Genomic DNA, 20,483 nt, shown 5'->3' on the forward strand with positions numbered 1-20,483 from the left:
GCCGGTCGGCTTGGGTTGTGGCACCGGATGGCCCCTCCCATATTGGGCGCATGACCTCGAATTCGCCTGCCGCCGTCCTGGCGGACTTTCACGACGCGCCGCGCAGCTGGTTCACGACGCGCTTTCCCGCCCCGACCGAGGCGCAGCTCAAGGCCTGGCCGGCCATTCGCGCCGGTGAATCGGTGCTGGTGGCCGCGCCCACCGGGTCGGGCAAGACGCTGACCGCCTTCTTCGCCGTACTCGATGGCCTGGTGCAGGAAGCGTTGCAGGAGGGTGGCCTGCCCGAGGCCTGCCTCTGGCTCTATGTGTCGCCGCTCAAGGCCCTGTCCAACGACATCCGCCTCAATCTCGAAGAACCCCTGGCCGGCATCGGCGCGGCGCTGGAGGCGCGGGGGTTGCCGCCGCTGGCCTTGCGCACGGCGGTACGCACCGGCGATACCCCGCAAAAGGAGCGGGCCGCCATGCGCCGGCGACCGCCGCACCTGCTGGTCACCACCCCCGAATCCCTCTATGTGCTGCTGGGTTCGGATTCCGGGCGGCGAATGCTGGCCAGCGTGCGCGGCGTTATCGTCGACGAGATCCATGCCATCGCCGATGGCAAGCGCGGCAGCCACCTGACCCTGAGTCTGGCGCGTCTGGAGGCCCTCACGGGCCGTCCGCTGCAGCGCATCGGCCTGTCCGCCACCCAGAAGCCGCTGGCCGCCGTGGCCGCCTTTCTGGTCGGCCGCGATGCCAAGGGGCAGCCCAGGCCCTGCACCGTAATCGACATCGGCCACCAGCGCGCCCGCGACCTGGCGCTGGAGGTGCCGCCCATTCCCCTGGAGGCGCTGCTGTCCACCCAGGCCTGGGAGCTGATTTACGACCGCCTGGCCGAACTGGCCGAGGCGCACCGCACCACCCTGGTGTTCGTCAACACCCGCCGGCTGGCCGAGCGCATGGCGCGCCAGCTCTCGGATCGCCTCGGCAATGCTCAGGTCGCCGCCCACCACGGCAGCCTGGCCAAGGAGCAGCGACTGGACGCCGAGCAGCGCCTCAAGCGTGGCGAGTTGCGGTTGCTGCTGGCGACCGCGTCCCTGGAGCTGGGCATCGACATCGGCGAGGTCGACCTGGTCTGCCAGATCGGCTCGCCGGGCTCCATCGCCGCCTTCCTGCAACGGGTCGGTCGCGCCAATCACCAGGTCGGCGGGCTACCCAAGGGACGGCTGTTTCCCACTTCGCGCGACGACCTGGTGGAGTGCGTGGCGCTGCTCGACTGCGTGCGCCGCGGTGAGCTGGATACCCTGCACATCCCCGTGGCGCCGCTCGACGTCCTGGCCCAGCAACTGGTGGCCGAGGTCGCCTGCCAGGAGTGGTCGGAAGCGGGGCTGCTGGTCGTGCTGCGCCAGGCCGAACCCTATGCCGCGCTGAGCGAGGCCGACTACCGGGCCGTGGTGGAGATGCTCAGTCAGGGCTATACGGATCGCCGCGGTCCGCGCGCCGCCTATGTCCATCGGGACGCGGTCAACGGACTCCTGCGCGGCCGCCGCGGCGGCAAGGCGACCGCCGTGATGAGCGGCGGCACCATCCCGGAAAGCGGCGATTTCAGCGTGCTGCTGGAACCCCAGGGCCATACCGTCGGCAGCGTCAACGAGGATTTCGCCTTTGAAAGCCTGGTGGGCGACGTCTTCCAGCTGGGCAACACCGCCTACCGCATCGTCAAGATCGAAGGCAGCAAGGTGCGGGTTGAAGATGCCAAGGGGCAACCGCCCAACATTCCCTTCTGGCACGGCGAGGCGCCGGGGCGCAGCGATGAGCTGTCGGCGGGTCTGGCGCGCCTGCGCGCGGAACTCGAACCCCTGCTGCCCGGCGCCGACGAGCCGCCCGAATCGGCCGTCGCCCGCATTGGCGCGGCCTATGCGCTGGCCGAGGCCGCAGCGCGCCAGCTGGTGGACTATCTCGGTCGGGCGCGCCAGGCGCTGGGTGCCTTGCCGACCCAGCAGACCCTGGTGATGGAAAGATTCTTCGATCAGGCCGGCGGCATGCAGCTGATCATCCATGCGCCCTTTGGCAGCCGCATCAACCGTGCCTGGGGCCTGGCCCTGCGCAAGAGATTCTGCCGCACTTTCAATGTCGAGCTGCAGGCGGCGGCGACCGAGAACGCCCTGATCCTCTCGCTGGCGACCAGCCACAGCTTCGTGCTCGATGAGGTCTGGCGCTATCTGCATCCGGCCACCGCCGAGACCGTGTTGATCCAGGCGCTGCTCGACGCCCCGCTGTTCGCGGTGCGCTGGCGCTGGAACGCCACCACGGCCCTGGCGCTGCCGCGCTTCAGCGCCGGGCGCAAGGTGGCCACCCAGGTGCAGCGCATGCGCAGCGAAGACCTCCTGGCCACGGTCTTTCCCGATCAGGTGGCCTGTCTGGAAAATCTCGCCGGCGAGCGCCAGGTGCCGGAGCACCCACTGGTCCGCCAGACCCTCGATGATTGCCTGCACGAATCCCTCGACAGCCGCGGTTGGCTGGCCCTGCTGGGACGCATCACGGCGGGCCAACTGACCCTGCTGACCCGCGACCTGCCCGGACCTTCGCCGCTGGCCGCCGAGGTGCTCACGGCCAAGCCCTATGCCTATCTGGACGACGCGCCCGTCGAGGAGCGGCGGACCCTGGCGGTGCAGAATCGCCGCTTCGGCGGTGCCGATCCCGACGAACTGGGCGCCCTGGATCCGGCGGCCATCGCCCTGGTGCGGGAGGAAGCCTGGCCGCGGCTGGAAAGCGCCGACGACCTGCACGAAGCCCTGCTGGGCATCGGCTTTCTCACCGAAGCTGAAGTCGCACCGCAGCAGACCCAGGCGCGCCAGCTGGTCAAGGCCGGGCGGGCAGGGCGGCTGCGGCTGCCGGCGGCGACCCTGTGGATCGCGGCCGAGCGACTGCCATTGTTCCAGGCGCTGTTTCCCGGCGTCGCCACCGAGCCGGCGCTCGAGGCGCCGCCGGGTTTCGCAGCGCCCGCGGATGCCGAGGCGGCCTTGGTGGAGCTGCTGCGCGCGCGCCTCACCGCCCTGGGTCCGGTAGACCAGGATGGACTGGCCGCCAGTCTAGGGTTGCCGTCGGCCCAGCTCACACCGGCGCTGCTGGCCCTGCAGGGTGAAGGCTATGTCCTGCAGGGACGCTTCACCGCAGCGGACAGCGCCGGGGAATGGTGCGAGCGCCACCTGCTGGCGCGGATCCATCGCTATACCCTGGGGCGGTTGCGCAAGGCCATCGAGCCAGTGGCCCTGGCCGACTACCTGAGATTCCTACTGGAGCACCAGCATTTGACCGGTCCGGCGATCCTGAGAGGCAATGAGGGCCTGGAGCAGGTGATCGGCCTGCTGGAAGGCTTCGAGGTCGCCGCCGCCGGCTGGGAAGGCGAGATCCTGCCCAGTCGCCTGCCGAGCTATCAGTTCACCTACCTCGATGACCTCTGCCGCGCCGGTCGTGTGGTCTGGTTGCGCCTGCCCCAGGCGGGGCGCGGAGGCGGCGGACCGGTCAAGGGTTCGCCCATCGTCCTGCTGCCGCGCCGCCACCTGGCCGACTGGAACAGCCTGACCGAGCCCGCCGGCAGCGAAGTGCTGTCACCCAAGGCGCAACGGGTGCTGGAGGTGCTGACGCGCAGAGGTGCCTCCTTTTTCGATGAATTGCTCGGCGAGGCGCGCCTGCTGCGCAGCGAGCTGGAGACGGCCCTGGGCGAGCTGGTAGGGGCCGGTGCGGTAAACGCCGACAGCTTCGCCGGCCTGCGCGCCCTGCTGCAGCCGGCGGCCAAGCGCGGCAGCGGTCGCAGCGGTTCGCGGCGCGGGCGCATGGCGCTCTATGGCGGGATGGAGGATGCCGGTCGCTGGGTCGCCTTGCGGCCCGCCGAGGCGTCGGACGAGGCGCGGCTGCCGGATGCGCTGCTGGAGCGGCTGGTCGGGCTGCTGCTGCGTCGCTATGGCGTGCTCTGCTGGCAGCTGCTGCAGCGCGAAAGCGCCGTCCTGCCGCCCTGGCGCGATCTCCTGCGTGCCTGCCATCGCCTGGAAGCCCGCGGCGAAATCCGCGGCGGGCGCTTCATCGCCGGTCTGTCCGGCGAGCAATTCGCCGATCCGGCGGCCATCGCACCCCTGCGTGAGTGGCGCCAGCGTCCGGCGGAAGATCTCTGGGTGTGCGTCTCGGCGCTGGATCCGCTCAATCTGGTCGGCACCCTGCTGCCCGGGGCCAAGGTGCCTGCCGTGGCCGGCAATCGCCTGCTTTATCGCGACGGAGTGCCGATCGCCACGCGGGTGGGAACCAGGGTCAACTGGCTGGTGGAGCTGGACGCAGGAGAACAGGTGCGGGCGCGGCAGGCGCTGCAGCAACTGGGACGGGAACGGCCTCAGGTCGGCATCGGGCGCAGCCTGCTGCGGCAGTAACGACTAGAAGAAGGGGTGCGAGGCCTTGAGCATCAGGGCGCTGTCGCAGTAGGTGTTGTGGCCCGAATACACCGAGCAGTCGGCGCCTCTCAGGCTGGTGCCGCTGTAGGTCAGGTTGAACAGGGTATTCACCCACTTGCGACTCAGATTCACCGACCAGTCGTTGAAGCTGCGCACCATGCCGCCGCTGTCGAGGGTCGTGGGTACGTCCAGCACATAGTTGGTGTACTTGAGCGAGACACCGGTCTTGATCAGCGGCAGGGTCCCCAGGTCGGCATAGACCGAGGCATTGTGGCGCCCCGGGTCATTGGCGAAGGCGGCGCCCAGGCGCTTGCCATAGACGGTCATCCCGGAATACAGCTCGCGACTGGGATCGACGTTCTGGATCAGGTTGCTGTAGTTGATCACGCCCAGTTCGTAGCCATAACCTGGGGCGAAGCGGTGCTTGTAGCCGGCGTAGGTGTCCATCTCCAGCAGCGGCGCTTCCGCGGACGAGGCGTTGTTAGTCGTCCACTGGCCAAAGTACAGCCCGCTGTCGTGGGTGAGATCGAAGCCACCGCCCATGCCGGCGGAGTTCGGTGCGACCAGTCCCTGGGCCATGCTGCGTGACGGCGCCGTGCCCATCTTCAGATCGAAATCCCCTACCTCGCGCTGCATGCCCCAGCTGGCCGCCAGCGCCGGACTGGCCAGCAGCCCTAAAACGAGGAAGAGAGGTAAGGATCTGGTCATGGGAGCACTCCTGCCGTGCCGGTCACGCAAACTTGAGAAAGGATGTGATGGGGATAACAACAAGCAGGGAGAACATCGAGGTGCGAACACCCTGATGACATCGTTGTTATTGGATGAGAAACCGCGGCTAACCCGTTATCGTCCCTCGATGATAACCAACGAAGAAGGCATTTTTTCGCCATTCGTCAGTTTTCAGATCGAGAATTGAACTCGTCGTTAGGCTCCAGACCTTCGAATTTGATATGGGTTCCGATAACAATCGGCAACCGACTGCTCTGCGAGCGAGCATCCACGAGGCCACTGCCGTCCAGTAAAAGACACACTTTTTGACAAAGCGCAGCCCTGTTGCGACGAACAACCGCACGCCAGTGGATTGAATCGACAGGGAAAGGCTCAATATTGTGGAGGAGGGCAGCACGCGCTGCCCGCCATGGCTGTCCCTGACTGAGCGCTGGCTCGAGGAGTTTTCATGAACGACCGTATACAAGCTCTGATGCTGGACCTGCTCGCCCGACTCGGTCTGGTCAAGGCCATCCCGATTCCCAGTCGCGAGCGCGAGCAACTGGCTGCCCAGCGTCGTCGTCAGCAGCAGCGCCGCTGAACGCGCTGATGCGAATCCGAGCGGCGGGCGCCGCCGGGTTCGCGTAGGGTCCCCGGCCGGGGACCCGGGCTTACTTCAGATTGCCGCTGAGAAACTGGCGCAGGCGTTCGCTCCGCGGACTGACCAGCACTTCGCTCGGCGGACCTTCTTCCTCCACCACCCCCTGGTGCAGGAACAGCACCTGGGAAGACACCTCGCGGGCGAAGGCCATCTCGTGGGTCACCATGAGCATGGTACGACCTTCTTCCGCCAGGGCGCGGATCACCTTGAGCACCTCGCCGACCAGCTCCGGGTCCAGGGCCGAGGTGGGCTCGTCGAACAGCATGATCTCCGGTTCCATCGCCAGCGCACGGGCGATGGCGACCCGTTGCTGCTGACCGCCTGACAGGAAGGCGGGGTACTGTTCGGCAACCCGGGCGGGCAGGCCGACCTTGTCCAGGTACTTGCGTGCGCGGTCTTCGGCTTCCGCCTTGCTCACGCCCAGGGCCTTGCGCGGCGCCAGGGTGATGTTGTCCAGCACGCTCAGGTGACTCCAGAGATTGAAGTGCTGGAAGACCATGGCCAGGCGGGTGCGCAGATTCTGCAGCTGGGCCGCATCGGCCACCCGGACGGCGCCGCGATCATCGGCCATGCGAACGGTCTCGCCGTCCAGGGTCATGGTCACGGCGTTGGGCTGCTCGAGGAAGTTGATGCAGCGCAGAAAGGTGCTCTTGCCCGAGCCACTGGCGCCGATCAGGCTGACCACATCGCCGGTCTTGGCCTTGAGCGACACGCCCTTGAGCACTTCATGGTCGCCGTAACGCTTGTGCAGGCCTTCGACGGTCAGTTTGTACATGGATAGGGATTCCACAGCAGAAAAGGGGTAGGGATCACGGCGAGAGCAGGTAGCCGCTGCGATAGGCCTCGGTGCCCGCCACATGGGCGATCACCATGCCGGCGGTGGCCATGCGGCGATTGGAGCGCGCATAGAGGATGCCGGCGACCGCGCTGCGCACCTCTTCGACGCGATCGCTGATCGGATCTATGACGTGCGCCAGCACCTGGCCGACCGCGATGCGCTCGCCCACCTGGGCCTTGAGCACCAGCACACCGCCCTGGGTGGTCGCCACCGGCTCCACGGCCGCCAGCGGCGTGGCGGGTTGCAGCAGCGGCGGCAGCGGGGCGGCGGTGCCGCTCAGGAAGCCCTGGTGGCGCAGGTAGTTGACGATGGCCTCGGCATCCGCCGCGGCGAGATCATCACGCACGTCCAGCTGGCCACGCAGCTCCAGGGTCACCGACAGGCTGCCCAGGGGCAGGCGCTCGCCAAAGCGCTGGTTGAGATTCCACCAGAGCAGGGTGAAGCATTCATCGAAGGACTGGCCGCCCGAATCGGTGGCGAGCAGGCTGGCTTCGGAACCGAAGTAGCGCGCCAGCGGTTCGACCTGGGGCCAGGCTTCCGGCGTGGTGTAGAGGTGGGCCACGGCGTCGAAATCGCAGTGCAGGTCGAGCACCACCTCGGCGTCGCAGGCGAGGCGCTGCAGGGTCAGGCGCTGACTGTCGAGCTGGGTAGTGGCGGATTCCGCGGCCAGGGCCGTGCGGAAGACCTCGCGCACCAGGGCCTGGTTGGCGGCCACGTCATCGCCGAGGCGCTCGGCGATGACGGCCTCCACCTGGGCGGTCATGTCGCGGAAGCGGCGATTGAAGTTCTGCCCCGTCTCCAGCTCGTAGCGACCGAGGTGGACGTCGGCGACCTGCTGGTCCTGGCCGATGGGGTTGGCTACCGGCACCAGCACCACTTCCGCCAGCAGTTCACCGGCGGCTTCCAGCGCCTTGAGGCGCTGCTTGAGGTGCCAGGCGGTGAGCATGCCGGGCAATTCATCGGCATGCAGCGAGGCCTGGATATAGACCTTGCGACCGCTGTCGGCAGGGCCGAAGTGGAAGCTGTGGATGCAGCGCTCGGTGCCCGGGACCGGGGCGACCAGCGGATGGGTGAGATGGCGCATGACAACTCCGGGGCCGCGCCGGGCGCGGCCGCTTGGGTCAGTGGGTCGGGCCGAGGAAGGCCAGCCAGCGGCGCTCCGCCAGGCGGAACAGGCCGATCAGGATGAAGGACACCGCCAGGTACAGCAACGCGGCCAGGCCGAAGGCCTGGAAGGTCAGGAAGGTGGCGGTGTTGGCATCGCGGGCGATCTTGAGCAGGTCCGGCACCGTGGCGGTGAAGGCCAGGGTGGTGGAGTGCAGCATCATGATGACCTCGTTGCTGTAGAACGGCAGCGAGCGGCGCAGCGCCGAGGGCAGGATCACGTGCACATAGAGGCGCCAGCCGTCCAGCCCATAGGCCTTGGCCGCCTCGACCTCGCCATGGGGCGTGTTGCGGATGGCCCCGGCGAAGATCTCGGTGGTGTAGGCGCAGGTGTTCAGGGCGAAGGCTAGGATGGTGCAATTCAGGCCGTCGCGAAAGAAACTGCCCAGCATCGGCTGGTCGCGCACGAAGCCCAGGCTGTAGATGCCGGTGTAGCAGATCAGCAGCTGCAGATAGAGCGGGGTGCCACGGAAGACGTAGGTATAGAAGCCGATCGGCCAGCGCAGCCAGCGGCGCTCCGAGACCCGGGCCACCGACAGCGGCACCGAGACGATGAAGCCGATCACCACCGAGGCCACCAGCAGCCAGAGGGTCATGGCCAGGCCGGTGATGTGGTAGCCGTCGGTCCACAGCAGCGGTTTCCAGTATTGCTGCAGGAGTTCGATCATCGCTTGGCCTCCCGCACGCCGACGTGATAGCGCCGTTCCAGCGCCCCGAGGATGGCATTGGTCACGGCGGTGATGAGCAGGTAGATGACGCCGGCGACGATCAGGAAGTAGAACAGCTTGAAGGTGCCCTTGCCGGCCTCCTGGGAGGCGCGGACCAGATCGGCCAGGCCGATGATGGAGACCAGCGCGGTGGCCTTGAGCAGCACCTGCCAGTTGTTGCCGATGCCGGGCAGGGCGAATCTCATCATCTGCGGAAAGGTGATCAGGGTGAAGGTCTGCCAGCGGGTCAGGCCGTAGGCCAGGGCCGCTTCGCCCTGGCCGCGCGGCACCGCGAGGATGGCGCCGCGAAAGGTCTCGGTGAAGTAGGCGCCATAGATGAAGCCGAGGGTGGCGATACCGGCGGCCATGGGATCGATGTCGATGTAGTCCCAGCCCATGTAGTCGGTGAGGGCGCCCAGCCAGTTCTGCAGGCTGTAGAAGATCAGCAGCATCAGCACCAGATCGGGCACGCCCCGGATCAGGGTGGTGTAGCTCTGGGCGATGAAGCGCAGGGGTGCGAGGCGCGACAGCTTGGCCGAGGCGCCGAGCAGGCCGAGGATGACCGCCACGATCAGCGCGAAGCCGGCGAGCTTGAGGGTCGTCAGGGTGCCTTCCAGGATCAGCGGGCCGTAGCCATGCAGGCTGAGCGTGCCCAGTCCGATGGACTGCAAGAAGGAGTCGAAGGAATTCTGCTGCATGCGTCTTGGGAGAATCGCCTGGTGAGGCCGCGGGCGCCACGAGCGCCAACGGTCATACGTAAAACGCCCCCGGTGGCACCGGGGGCGTCTGCCGAACCGACCTTACTTGGGATCGTAGAGGTTCAGGTCGCCGAAGTACTTCTTCTGGATCTTGTCGTAGGTGCCGTCGGCGTGGATGGCCGCGATGCCCTTGTTGACGAAGGTCTTGAACTCGTCGTTGCCCTTGCGGATACCGATGGCGGTATCGGCCGGCAGCAGCTCGTCGTGGATGGCGGTGTTGGTGTAGCCCTTGCCCTGGGGCGACTTCATGAAGCCACCTTCGGCCTGCAGCATGTCCTGCATGGCGACGTCGATACGACCGGACACCAGGTCGGCATAGACCTGATCCTGGTTCTGGTAGCTCTGGACGTTGACGCCGTTGGGCGCCAGCTTCTGCTTGGCGAAGGTTTCCTGGATGGTGCCCTGCTGCACGCCGACGGTCTTGCCCTTCAGGCTTTCCGCGGTGGCCTGCAGGTTGGCGCCTTCCTTGGTGACCATGGAGGAGGGACCCGACCACAGCAGGTCGGAGAAGTCGATCTGCTCGGCACGCGCCGGGGTCTTGGTCAGCGAGGACAGGATGCCGTCGAACTTGCGCGCGCGCAGGCCGGGGATCAGGCCGTCGAAGTCACTCACCACCCACTTGCACTTCACTTCCAGCTTCTCGCAGATGGCGTTGCCCAGCTCGATGTCGAAGCCGACGAAGCTGCCATCGGCGGCCTGGGATTCGAAGGGCGGATAGGTGGTATCCACACCGAAGCGGATCTCTTTCCATTCCTTGGCCATCGCCGAACCGGCGGCCAGACACAGGGCGAGCGCAGAGAGAGTCAGCCAGCTTTTTTTCATGTCGGATCCTAGTGCGAATGTGGATGAAATCATGGCGCCAGTACGACGCCCGTGCCCTCGCGGGAGCAATAAGCTTACCAGTCGGCGAAGATCGTCCCAAATCTGTACGCGGTTGCCGCGTTGGTTACATCCTGTAGCAGCCGACCCAGCCAAGCGGCGCGCATTATGCACCGGAAAGGCGCGGCTTTCCTGCCCGTGGCGGACGAACGCACTGCTTTGGGTCTAAAAAGACACGCGTGCGCCAAAGGTGGGCAGAAAGGTAGCAGAAGACCCGATTCGATAAGACATCGTATCTGCTCGGTAGCAATAGCGGCGTGCGGCTGTGTGCAAAGGAAACGGGAGCGAGGCGAGATGACCGGTCGGGAAAAGGCGATGACCTCTGGCGTGCTCTACCAAGTTGGGTTCGACGACAGGCCCGGCCACGGAGACTGCGGCTTTCTGCCGCGACCGCTGGGGACAGGCCGGCACAGCTACCACAAGGCATTGGGCTAGCCGGTGGCGCGAGGCCTGGGCAGGCTACTGGCGCTGATCGCCCTGGCCGCACTCTATGGGGCGCTGCATGATCAGGTCAGCTATGGCCTGGGACCGGATTACTTCACCTGCCTGAAATTTCCCCAATTCGGCCTGCTCGACACGGCGCTGGTGCCTCATTGGCGAGCGGCCAGGGTCGGCCTGCAGGCCGGCGCGGTGGCCGGACTGCCGCTGGGCCTGGCGCTGCTCTGGCTGGCCCGCGGGCGGCCTGCCGGTGACCGCTATCTCTGGCGCGGCAGCGCGGCCGTGCTGCTCGGAGCACTGGGCTGCGCCCTGCTGGGCCTGGGCCTGGGTTGGCTCGCCCTGGAGCTGGGCAGCGTCCTGCAGGTGCCGGCCTGCGTGCAGGATCGTCGTGGTTTCCTGCTGGCGGCCTGGATGCACGATGGCAGCTACCTGGGCGCCTTGCTGGGGTTGCTGGTGTTCGCCTGGCGCAACCGACGTCGCCGTTGAAGGCGGGCGAGTCCCTGTTCGACGCCGGCCTCCAGCGCCAGAAAGAGCAGGGCGACCGCGCCGCCGAGCAGGGTGCTGCCGATCCGTTCGCGGGCGATGCTGGCCTCGGGCGCGCCGGCCAGGGCGACCATCAGTACCGTGGTGCCGGTGATGAACAGCGTCTGCAGCGAGTAGCGCCCGTCCTGCAGCAGATAGGCACCTGCCGCACACAGCAGGCAGGCGCCGGCCAGGACGGCAGGGGTGTCATCGAGCCAGATCACCGCGCCCGCCAGCAGGCAACCGGCCAGGGTGCCGCCCAACCGGCCGAGGCCGCGCCGCCAGGTGTCGCCCAGGCGCGGCTTGAGCACCAGCAGGGCGGTCATGGGCGCCCAGTAGCCGTGACCGTACTCCAGCAGGCCGGTCAGGGTCTGGCAGAGAGCGACCACGGCGGCGGCATAGAAGCCGTAGCGGCCGAGGCGAAACCTGTCCGCGAACAGCACCACGACCTCGTGGAGGTGGGCTTTCAGGGAGCCGGTGCGCAGCCGCCACTGGGAGCGGTAGAGCGCCTTCTGCACCAAGGCGAAGAGCACCAGTTGCAGCAGCCCACCGCCCAGCACCAGACCGCCCCGCAGCAGCGCCTGCTGCAGGTCACCGGGAAAGCCGCCGGCCACCAGCAGGGCCACCGTCCACTGCTGGGTGATCCACCAGGGGCCGTTGCCAACGGCGAACAGCCAGGCACAGCAGGCGGCCCAGAGGGCACCGGCCAGGACCAGCGCCGGCAGCTGATGACCTAGCAGGGAGCCGACCACGGCGGAAAAGGCCATCCCCAGCGCCGCCACCAGCATGGGTGCCAGAGGTTCGGCGGCAAAGCTCTTGTAGGCGCCGAAGCCGACGGTATAGGCGCCGCCCAGGGCCACCACGCAGGGCAGCCAGGCACCCGTCCAGCCGCCGGCGAGCAGGATGATCGCCAACGCCGGCAGGCAGGCCAGCGCCAGGGCCCAGCGCGGTTCCCGAGGGGCCCCTATGTCGCCATCGGCGACCGGCGGCGCGGTCTGACCGGCCATGGGCTAGGCCAGCAGATTCTGCAGGATGTCGAGGGTATCGGCTTCGGCCACCGGCTTGTCGTGGCGCCAGCGCAGCATGCGCGGAAAGCGCACCGCGACACCGCTCTTGTGGCGCTTGGACAGGGCGATGCCCTCGAAGCCCAGTTCGAACACCAGGGTCGGCTCGACGCTGCGCACCGGGCCGAACTTCTCCACCGTGGTGCGCCGGACGATGGCGTCCACCTTGCGCATCTCTTCGTCGGTCAGACCCGAGTAGGCCTTGGCGAAGGGCACCAGGGTGCGTTCGCTACTCTCCGGCGGACCGTCCCAGACGGCGAAGGTGTAGTCGGAATAGAGACTGGCGCGCCGCCCGTGGCCGCGCTGGGCATAGATGAGCACCGCATCCACCGAAAAGGGATCGACCTTCCACTTCCACCAGGTGCCCATGTCCTTGGTGCGACCGACGCCATAGAGCGAATCCTGGGCCTTGAGCATCATGCCTTCGACGCCCAGGGTGCGGGAGGCCTCGCGCTGGCGGGCGAGATCCTGCCAGTCGCGCCCGTGCAGCAGCGGCGAGGGTCTCAGCAACGGGCTGGCGCAACGGGCCACCACCCGCTCCAGCTCGGCGCGGCGCTGGCGTTGCGGCTGGCTGCGCAGGTCGTGGCCCTGCCATTCCAGCAGGTCGTAGGCGAGCAGGATGACCGGCACGTCTTCGAGAATCTTCTTGCCCAGGGTCTTGCGACCGATGCGCTGCTGCAGCAGGGCAAAGGGCTGCACACCGAAGGGGATGGGCGCGGCCGGATCGCGGCCATCCTGCTGCTCGCTCACCTCTTCGCTGCTGAGCAGGGTGTCGGGCGCGGCGTCTTCCTTCCAGACCACGATCTCGCCGTCGATCACGGTGCCATCGGGCAGCGCTTCTGCAAGGGGATGCAATTCGGGAAAACGATCGGTGACCAGGTCTTCGCCCCGCGACCAGATCCACAGCCGACCGTCGCGCTTGACCAGCTGGGCGCGGATGCCATCCCACTTCCATTCCACCTGCCAGTCCTCGGCCGGCCCCAGTTGCGCCTCGAACTGCTCCACCGGCAATTGCAGGGCGTGAGCGAGAAAGAAGGGATAGGGCTGACCGCCGCGCTGGGCGTGCTCGTCCGGACTTTCCGGGGCGACCAGGCGGGCATAGCCCTCGGCGGTGGGACGGTGGGAGAGATCGGTATAGCCCACCAGGCGCTGGGCGACGCGCTTGGGATCCAGGTCCGCCAGGGTGGCCAGGGCACGGGTCACCAGCAGCTTGGAGACACCGACACGGAATTCGCCGGTGATCAGCTTGATGCAGACCATCAGACTCTGCCGATCCAGCTGGCCCCACAGTGGCGGCAAGCGCTCGGCCAGCTCTTCCGGTGGCAGGCCGCGCAGGGGTAGCAGGTACTCCTCCAGCCAGAAGGCCAGGCCCTCGGCATTGGCGGCATCGGCGGTGGGAATCAGCAGGGCCATGGTCTCCGCCAGGTCACCCACCGCCTGGTAGCTCTCTTCGAACAGCCACTCGGGCAGGCCGGAGAGGGCCATGGTCAATTCGCGCAGCTGCCGGGTCGGCACCAGCCGACGGGGACGCCCGCCGGCGAGGAAATACACCGCCCAGGCGGCATCGGCGGCCGGGGCGCTGCCGAAGTAGTCCACCAGGGCCGCGAGCTTGGCATTGCTAGAGGTGGTGGCGTCGAGACGCCCGTAGAGTTCGGCGAAGGCCTTCATGCCTGGGCCTCCGCGGCGACGGGGGTGTCGTCTTCCTCACCGTATTCGGTGGTGAAGCCCTGGGCGTCCAGCCCCTGGTCGCGCAGGTAGCGCACCAGGGTGGCGACCGAGCCATGGGTGACCATCACCCGCTCGGCGCCGGTCTGCTCGATGGCCCACAGCAGGCCCGGCCAGTCGGCGTGGTCGGAGAGCACGAAGCCGCGATCCACGCCGCGCCGGCGGCGGGTGCCGCGCAGCATCATCCAGCCACTGGCGAAGGCGTCGCTGTGTTCGCCGAAGCGGCGGATCCAGGTACTGCCCCCGGCCGAGGGCGGGGCGATGATCAGCGCCTGACGCAACGCGGGATCGCTCTTCTTGAAGTCGCCGGCGTAGTGGGTCTCGGGAATGCGGATGCCGGCCTCGCGATAGACCCGGTTGAGCGGCTCCACCGCGCCATGGGCCAGGATGGGGCCGATCTCCGGATCGAGGCCGTGCAGCAGGCGTTGCGCCTTGCCGAAGGCGTAGCTGTAGAGGACGCTGGCCAGCCCCTGGGCCTGGTTGGCGCGCCACCATTGGTTGACCTCGGCGAAGATCTCGGCCTGGGGTCGCCAGCGATAGATCGGCAGGCCAAAGGTGGATTCGGTGATGAAGGTATGGCAGCGCACCGGCTCGAAGGGGGTGCAGGTGCCATCGGGTTCGACCTTGTAGTCGCCCGAGGCGACCCAGACCTCGCCGCGGTATTCCAGACGCACCTGGGCCGACCCCAGCACATGGCCGGCCGGATGGAAGCTCAGCCTGACCCCGTGGTGGTCGATGACCTCGCCGTACTCCAGGGTCTGGAGGTTGATGTCGGCACCGAGCCGGGCGCGCAGGATGCCGGCACTGGCCGAGGTGGCGAGATAGTGACCGTTGCCTACCCGGGCATGGTCACCGTGGCCATGGGTGATGACCGAACGTTCCACCGGATGCCAGGGATCGATGTAGAAGTCGCCGGGCGGGCAGTAGAGGCCGTCCGGGCGAGCGATGACGAGGTCCATGGGCGCCGCTCTGCTGGGGGATTACCCATAGGAACGGCGGCTGGGCTCCGGAGTTCGCCGCTCAGGCCTGGGCGGCGAAGCTCAGGGCCTGTTGCAGGGCGGCCTGGCCGACCACCTCGCCGATCACCAGGATCGCCGGGCTGCGCAGCTGGAAGAGGGCGGCGTCCACCTGCAGATCCTGCAGGGTCGAGCGGCACTCGCGCTGGCTGGGCAGGGAGGCGTTCTCGATCATGGCCACCGGGGTGGTCAGGGCCAGACCGCCGTCCAGCAGGCCCTGCTGGATCTCGGCCAGGCGCGCCACGCCCATGTAGACCACCAGGGTGGTGCCGGAGGCGGCCAGGGCCGGCCAGTTGGGCGCGCTGTCGTCCTGGGTGTGGGCAGTGACCAGGGTCACGCCCCGGGCCACGCCTCTCAGGGTCAGGGAGATGCCGCAGGCGGTGGCGCCAGCCAGGCCGGCGGTGATGCCGTTGACGATCTCGCTGCTGACGCCACGGGCGGCCAGCCATTCGGCTTCCTCGCCGGCGCGACCGAAGATGCAGGGATCGCCGCCCTTGAGCCGGGCCACGCAACGGCCCTGGCGGGCATAGCGCAGCATCAGTCGATGGATGAAGGCCTGGGGCGTGGAGCGGCAACCGCCGCGCTTGCCGACGCGGATCACCCGGGCGTTCGGACAGTGTTCGAGCACCGCCGGATTGACCAGGTCATCGATCATCACCACCTCGGCCTCACCCAGGGCGCGCACGGCCTTGAGGGTCAGCAATTCGGGATCGCCGGGGCCGGCACCGATCAACCAGACTTTCCCGCTCATGTAGTGACCTCTCGTATCCAGGGTGGCGACTGTAACGCAAAAAAAAGGCGTCCCGCTGCAAGCAGCTGGGACGCCTTTGTCCGGAGGGTCTTTCCTCGCCGTTGAAGAAAGACCTAAGTTGTCTGAGGATTTGCAGGCTTCGTGCCAGTTGCCCCAGCGAGACAAATCCCGGGTTTGTGCGCGCGGGAGACCGCAAAATCGCCCCGTTTCGAGGCGTGCTGCCTCGAAACGGGGCGAATCATCAGGCTACGGCACCGGGGTGGCTGTGCTTCTCGTAGAGGAAGCTCAGCACCGCGTGGCGATAGCCGTTGTAGCGGGGATCGTCGACCAGGGTGATGCGATCGCGCGGCCGCGGCAGGTCGATGGTTAGGATCTCGCCAATGGTGGCCGCCGGGCCGTTGGTCATCATGACGATACGATCCGAGAGCAGCACCGCCTCGTCCACGTCGTGGGTGATCATCATCACGGTGTTGCGCAGTTCGCTCTGGATGCGCATCACCTCATCCTGCAGATGCGCCCGGGTGAGGGCGTCCAGGGCGCCGAAGGGCTCGTCCAGCAGCAGCACCTTGGGCTCCATGGCCAGGGCCCGGGCGATGCCGACCCGCTGCTTCATGCCACCGGAAATCTCGCTGGGTCTTTTGTGCAGGGCATGGCTCATGTTGACCATTTCCAGGTTGTGCAGCGTCCAGGCATGGCGCTCGGCCTTGCTCTTGGCGCCCCGGAACACCTTGTCCACCGCCAGGGCGACGTTCTCGTAGACCGTCAGCCAGGGCAGCAGCGAGTGGTTCTGGAACACCAGGCTGCGCTCCGGACCAGGACCGCGGACCTCGCGGTTCTCCAGCAGGATGGAGCCGGAGGTGGGTTCGATCAGGCCGGCGACGATGTTGAGCACCGTCGACTTGCCGCAGCCGGAGTGGCCGATGATGGAGATGTACTCGCCGCGTTCGATCTTGAGATTGACGTCGCGCAGCACCGTGGAGGTCAGGCCGTTGCGGGTGAAGCTCTTGTCGACGTGCTCGATGCTCAGGTAGGGCTGGGCCATGGTGGGAGTCCTCTAGTTCGCGGTGCCGCGGGTGACCAGCCGGCCGATGAGGGCCACCAGCCGGTCGAGCAGGAAGCCGATGACGCCGACGTAGACCAGCGCCAGGATGATGTCGCTGATGCGCGAGGCGTTCCAGGCATCCCAGATGAAGAAGCCGATGCCCACGCCACCGATCAGCATCTCGGCGGCGATGATGGCCAGCCACGACAGGCCCACGCCGATGCGCAGGCCGGAGAAGATGTAGGGCGCGGCGGCCGGCAGCATGATCTTCTGGAAGTATTCCCAGCCATTCAGGCGCAGGACGCGCGCCACGTTGCGGTAGTCCTCGGGGATGTTGCGGATGCCCACCGAGGTATTGATGATGATCGGCCAGATGGCGGTGATGAAGATGACGAACAGCGCCGAGGGGTGGCTGTCCTTGAAGCCGGCCAGGGACAGTGGCAGCCAGGCCAGTGGCGGCACGGTGCGCAGGACCTGGAACAGCGGATCGAGGCCGCGCATGGCCCAGGCCGACTGGCCCACCAGCACGCCCAGGGCGATACCCACCACGGCGGCCATCAGGTAGCCGTAGGCGACGCGTTCGAGGCTGGCCAGCAGTTGCCAGGCCATGCCCACGTCATTGCCGCCGTTGTCGTAGAAGGGCTGGGTGATCAGCTCCCAGGTGTCGTTGACCACCTGGCTCGGCGGCGGCAGGGCCGCGCCGGGGCGACTGCACAGCAGTTGCCAGACGATCAGCAGCAGGGCGCCCACCACCAGCGGTGGCAGGCCATTGCGCAGCACCTGCTGGCCGAAGCGACGCAGACGGGTTTGCGGACGAAAGGTCGCGAGGGCCTTGGGCGGCCGGGTGTGGGCGTTCATCGGCGGCACTCCTTGAGGGATGGTGGACGTCAGGCCTTGAGCGTCAGGCTGGCGAGATAGGCCTTGGGGTCGGCGGGGTCGAACACCTTGCCGTCGAAGAAGCTTTCCTTGCCGCGCGAGTTGCCGGCGGGGATGTCGCCGGCCGGGACGCCGATGGCCGCCGCCGCTTCGCGCCAGAGATCGGCGCGGTTGACCTTGGCGATCAGGCCCTGGGCATCCAGGTCGCCGGGTAGATAGCCCCAGCGCTGGTTCTCGGTAATGAACCAGAGGTCGTGGCTCTGGTAGGGGAAGGAGGCATGCTCGTTCCAGAACTTCATCAGGTGCGGACTGTTCTGCACCACCCGGCCGGTACCGTAGTCGAAGGTGCCCTGCAGGCGGCCGACCACGTCCTCGGCGGGCGCGCCGATCCAGCGCCGCTTGGCGCAGATCTCGGCGACCTTCGGCTTGTTCGCCGCCACGTCGCAGTATTGCTGGGCCTCCAGTACCGCCTTGAGCAGCGCCACGGTGGCCTTGGGATTGGCCTGGACATAGTCGCCGCGCAGGGCCAGGGCCTTCTCGGGGTGATTGGCCCAGAGCTCGCCGGTGGTCAGGGCGCTGTAGCCGATGTTCTGCTTGATCAGCTGGGCGTTCCAGGGCTCGCCGACGCAGAAGGTGTCCATGTTGCCGACCTTCATGTTGGCGACCATCTGCGCCGGGGGCACCACCAGGGTGGTGATGTCCTTGTTCGGGTCGATACCGTTGGCTGCCAGCCAGTAGCGAATCCACAGATCATGGGTGCCGCCCGGGAAGGTCATGGCGGCCGAGGTCTTCTTGCCAGCGGCCTGGCGCGCGGCCAGGGCGGTCTTGAAGCCGCTGGCGTCGAGGCCGACCTTCTGCTCCTTGTAGTCGTTTGACAGGGAGATGCCTTGGCCGTCGACGTTCAGCCGCGCCAGCAGCGCCATGGGCAGCGGCTGGCCGTTGGGGGTGATCTTGCCGGAGGCCAGGTGATAGACCATGGGGGTGAGGATGTGGGCGCCGTCGATGCCATTGGCCGCCGAGCCCAGCACCAGGTTGTCGCGGGTGGTACCCCAAGAGGATTGCTTGAGCACCTCCACCTCGGTCATGCCGTACTTGGCGAACAGCCCGAGCTCGTCGGCGACGAACAGCGGCGCCGCATCGGTGAGGGCGATGAAGCCCAGTTTGGCCTTGGTCGTCTCCACGGCATCGCTGCCGGAGGCCCAGGCGGCGGACCTCAGCCCGGGTGGCAGCAGCGTGAGCGCGGCGCCAGCGCCCAGTACGCCGAGCGACTGCTTGAGGAAACTGCGGCGGGGGAGTCCGCGACCGGCCTGGTCATCGTTACGCGAGCTGTCGTCCATCGTCCTTCCTTATTTCGCGGGCACAAAAAAAGGCATCCACTCTCGGCAGGCTTGGGCTGCGAGCGTGGACACCTTCGTCCGGGGATTGCTGTGGGAGCGCGAGGCGCTCGCCAGGACTTTTGCAGGGACTGTGCCAAGCCCGGAATCCCGGGCGATCCAGGCCTTTGCGGTTCCTGGGCGCACAGTCAGGGGGCGTTCCGCTGGCGCGGTGCGCCCTGGCGGCGCATGGAGGGTGCCGAACGGGCCCGGGCAGTACGATGGCCAATACTGATCGGTGAATAGTGCCGACCTAGGGCTCCTGGCCGAGTAGCTGCCGGACCAGTTCGGGCAGCGGCCGGCCGCTGCGCATCGCCAGCCGCTGCAGATGCTGGTGGGCGTCCGCCTCCGGCAGTTGCAGCTGCTGCATGAGCTGCTGCTTGGCGCGCTCCAGCAGCTTGCGCTCGACCAGGGAGCGGCGGGTTTCCTGGAGCTCCGCCTCCACCTCGTGCAGGCGTCGGGTCTGCTCGTGCAGCAATTCGAGGATGCCGGGCTGACCTTCGCCTGGCCGGGCTTCACCCAGCGGATTGGCGGTCAGGCTGAACAGCAGCGGCGTGCTCGGCTCGCGGTCGAGCTCGGCCAGGCGGCGGGACAGCTTGCGATGGCTGTCCAGGTCCGCCCGGGCCTGGGCGATGCTCTTCGCACAGCGCGCGCGGAGTTCCAGGACCAGGTGCTGGGCGACCCCCTGCATGGCGTCCAGGCGGCGGGTATTGAGTTCGAACCAGAGTTCGGCCAGCGCCGGCTCCACCTGGGCACTCGCCGAGGTGCGCTGGGCGACGCCGCGCAGCCGTTCGATCTGCTGCCGCGAGGCGCACTCCTGCACCCCGTGCCAGAGGACCAGGGCCTGGGGATCGGCATGGTCGAGGAAACCGGCGAAGCAACGGGCCTGGCCACTGTCCAAGTCGTCGAGACGGGCCAGCAGCACGGCATCGAAATGACCCTGGGCGAAGCCGACCACGCCGGTCGCCCGGGCCTGGCCCGCCAGTTCCTTGCCCTGCATGAAGTTGAACAGCGCCACCAGGGCCCGGCTGAGACCCGGGTCGCTCGCCGTGTCGGCCGCCTCGAAGATGACCGCCAGCAAGCCGCCGATCAGGTGCGAGAAGGCCGCGGTGGCCTCTTCCATCCCCAGGCGCCGGTCGAGCACGCCGCGCCTCAGACCCGGCAGGCCATCGAGCAGGTGCAGGACACAGGCGATGCGGTTGAGCAGGCGCGGGCGATCCTGGGCCAGGCTGGCGTCGAAGGTGTCCAGGCCTTCGCGCAGACGCGTCTCGCTGCAGCGCGTCGTCGCCGAATGCCGTTCCAGGGCGCTGCGATAGCGATCGCTGCCCGTCCCCAGCAGGATATTGCTGAAGCCGCGCTCGCGCTGCAGGTCATGTACCAGTGCGCTGGCGCCCTCCACCAGTTCGCAGGTCAGGGCAAGCCCCTCCAGTTGCTGCAGTTCGCAACGGCGGGCCGCCAGCATGAAACGCAGGGCAGGGGGCATCTGGCGATCGGACATGGGGCGAGACTCGAGCAGGAGGCTGGCCACTGGCCTGCAAAAGCT

General features: G+C 67.6%; 17 protein-coding genes. 3 read left to right on the forward strand and 14 right to left on the reverse strand.

Going from position 1 to position 20,483, the window contains the following annotated elements:
• The first annotated feature begins 50 nt into the window (after window positions 1-50).
• Window positions 51-4,397, forward strand: coding sequence for a DEAD/DEAH box helicase (locus POR01S_RS02165; RefSeq protein WP_042133453.1), 4,347 nt, complete (start codon window positions 51-53; stop codon window positions 4,395-4,397).
• Window positions 4,398-4,400: 3 nt separating this feature from the next.
• On the opposite strand, the gene POR01S_RS02170 is transcribed toward POR01S_RS02165, so the two are convergent.
• Window positions 4,401-5,126 (reverse strand): TorF family putative porin, encoded by a 726-nt coding sequence (locus POR01S_RS02170; protein WP_027599811.1) that lies wholly within the window; start codon window positions 5,124-5,126, stop codon window positions 4,401-4,403.
• Between the two features lie 469 nt (window positions 5,127-5,595).
• On the opposite strand from POR01S_RS02170, the gene POR01S_RS23960 reads away from it, so the two are divergent.
• Window positions 5,596-5,727, forward strand: coding sequence for a hypothetical protein (locus POR01S_RS23960; RefSeq protein WP_007158915.1), 132 nt, complete (start codon window positions 5,596-5,598; stop codon window positions 5,725-5,727).
• Window positions 5,728-5,797: 70 nt separating this feature from the next.
• Here POR01S_RS23960 and POR01S_RS02175 read toward each other — a convergent pair whose 3' ends face one another.
• From POR01S_RS02175 to POR01S_RS02195, 5 genes are all read right to left on the reverse strand, one after another.
• The gene (locus tag POR01S_RS02175) at window positions 5,798-6,562 is read right to left on the reverse strand and encodes an ABC transporter ATP-binding protein (protein WP_007158914.1); all 765 of its coding nucleotides are present in this window, start codon (window positions 6,560-6,562) and stop codon (window positions 5,798-5,800) included.
• Between the two features lie 34 nt (window positions 6,563-6,596).
• Complete coding sequence (locus POR01S_RS02180; RefSeq protein WP_007158913.1) at window positions 6,597-7,709, reverse strand: succinylglutamate desuccinylase/aspartoacylase family protein; 1,113 nt, start codon at window positions 7,707-7,709, stop codon at window positions 6,597-6,599.
• 37 nt (window positions 7,710-7,746) lie between these two features.
• Entirely contained in the window at window positions 7,747-8,457 is a 711-nt protein-coding gene (locus tag POR01S_RS02185) for an ABC transporter permease (protein WP_007158912.1), read from the reverse strand.
• Entirely contained in the window at window positions 8,454-9,194 is a 741-nt protein-coding gene (locus POR01S_RS02190; protein WP_007158911.1) for an ABC transporter permease, read from the reverse strand. The genes POR01S_RS02185 and POR01S_RS02190 overlap by 4 nt, the downstream gene beginning before the upstream one ends.
• Window positions 9,195-9,296: 102 nt before the next feature.
• Complete coding sequence (locus POR01S_RS02195; protein ID WP_007158910.1) at window positions 9,297-10,076, reverse strand: transporter substrate-binding domain-containing protein; 780 nt, start codon at window positions 10,074-10,076, stop codon at window positions 9,297-9,299.
• Window positions 10,077-10,571: 495 nt separating this feature from the next.
• On the opposite strand from POR01S_RS02195, the gene POR01S_RS02200 reads away from it, so the two are divergent.
• On the forward strand, window positions 10,572-11,057 hold the full coding sequence (locus POR01S_RS02200; protein WP_042133456.1) for a hypothetical protein: 486 nt from the start codon (window positions 10,572-10,574) through the stop codon (window positions 11,055-11,057).
• Here POR01S_RS02200 and POR01S_RS02205 read toward each other — a convergent pair.
• From POR01S_RS02205 to POR01S_RS02240, 8 genes are all read right to left on the reverse strand, one after another.
• A complete protein-coding gene (locus POR01S_RS02205; protein WP_042133459.1) occupies window positions 10,997-12,100 on the reverse strand; it encodes an FUSC family protein in 1,104 nt (367 codons plus the stop codon). The two genes, POR01S_RS02200 and POR01S_RS02205, sit on opposite strands and share 61 nt — an antisense overlap.
• Before the next feature lie 3 nt (window positions 12,101-12,103).
• A complete protein-coding gene (locus POR01S_RS02210; protein ID WP_042133461.1) occupies window positions 12,104-13,825 on the reverse strand; it encodes an ATP-dependent DNA ligase in 1,722 nt (573 codons plus the stop codon).
• The gene (locus POR01S_RS02215; protein WP_042133463.1) at window positions 13,822-14,841 is read right to left on the reverse strand and encodes a ligase-associated DNA damage response exonuclease; all 1,020 of its coding nucleotides are present in this window, start codon (window positions 14,839-14,841) and stop codon (window positions 13,822-13,824) included. Before POR01S_RS02215 ends, POR01S_RS02210 begins: the two co-directional genes overlap by 4 nt.
• Before the next feature lie 61 nt (window positions 14,842-14,902).
• Window positions 14,903-15,649: a uroporphyrinogen-III C-methyltransferase gene (gene cobA / locus POR01S_RS02220; RefSeq protein ID WP_042133466.1), complete on the reverse strand. Its 747-nt coding sequence runs from the start codon at window positions 15,647-15,649 to the stop codon at window positions 14,903-14,905.
• Window positions 15,650-15,890: 241 nt separating this feature from the next.
• A complete protein-coding gene (locus tag POR01S_RS02225) occupies window positions 15,891-16,691 on the reverse strand; it encodes an ABC transporter ATP-binding protein (protein ID WP_017642296.1) in 801 nt (266 codons plus the stop codon).
• A gap of 12 nt (window positions 16,692-16,703) precedes the next feature.
• Complete coding sequence (gene ntrB, locus POR01S_RS02230; protein ID WP_017642297.1) at window positions 16,704-17,549, reverse strand: nitrate ABC transporter permease; 846 nt, start codon at window positions 17,547-17,549, stop codon at window positions 16,704-16,706.
• 29 nt (window positions 17,550-17,578) lie between these two features.
• Window positions 17,579-18,904: a CmpA/NrtA family ABC transporter substrate-binding protein gene (locus tag POR01S_RS02235; RefSeq protein WP_042133469.1), complete on the reverse strand. Its 1,326-nt coding sequence runs from the start codon at window positions 18,902-18,904 to the stop codon at window positions 17,579-17,581.
• A gap of 289 nt (window positions 18,905-19,193) precedes the next feature.
• On the reverse strand, window positions 19,194-20,438 hold the full coding sequence (locus POR01S_RS02240) for a nitrate regulatory protein (protein ID WP_042133471.1): 1,245 nt from the start codon (window positions 20,436-20,438) through the stop codon (window positions 19,194-19,196).
• Between the last annotated feature and the right edge of the window lie 45 nt (window positions 20,439-20,483).

Origin of the sequence: Pseudomonas oryzihabitans NBRC 102199 (assembly GCF_000730625.1) — a bacterium.
Classification (GTDB): domain Bacteria; phylum Pseudomonadota; class Gammaproteobacteria; order Pseudomonadales; family Pseudomonadaceae; genus Chryseomonas; species Chryseomonas oryzihabitans.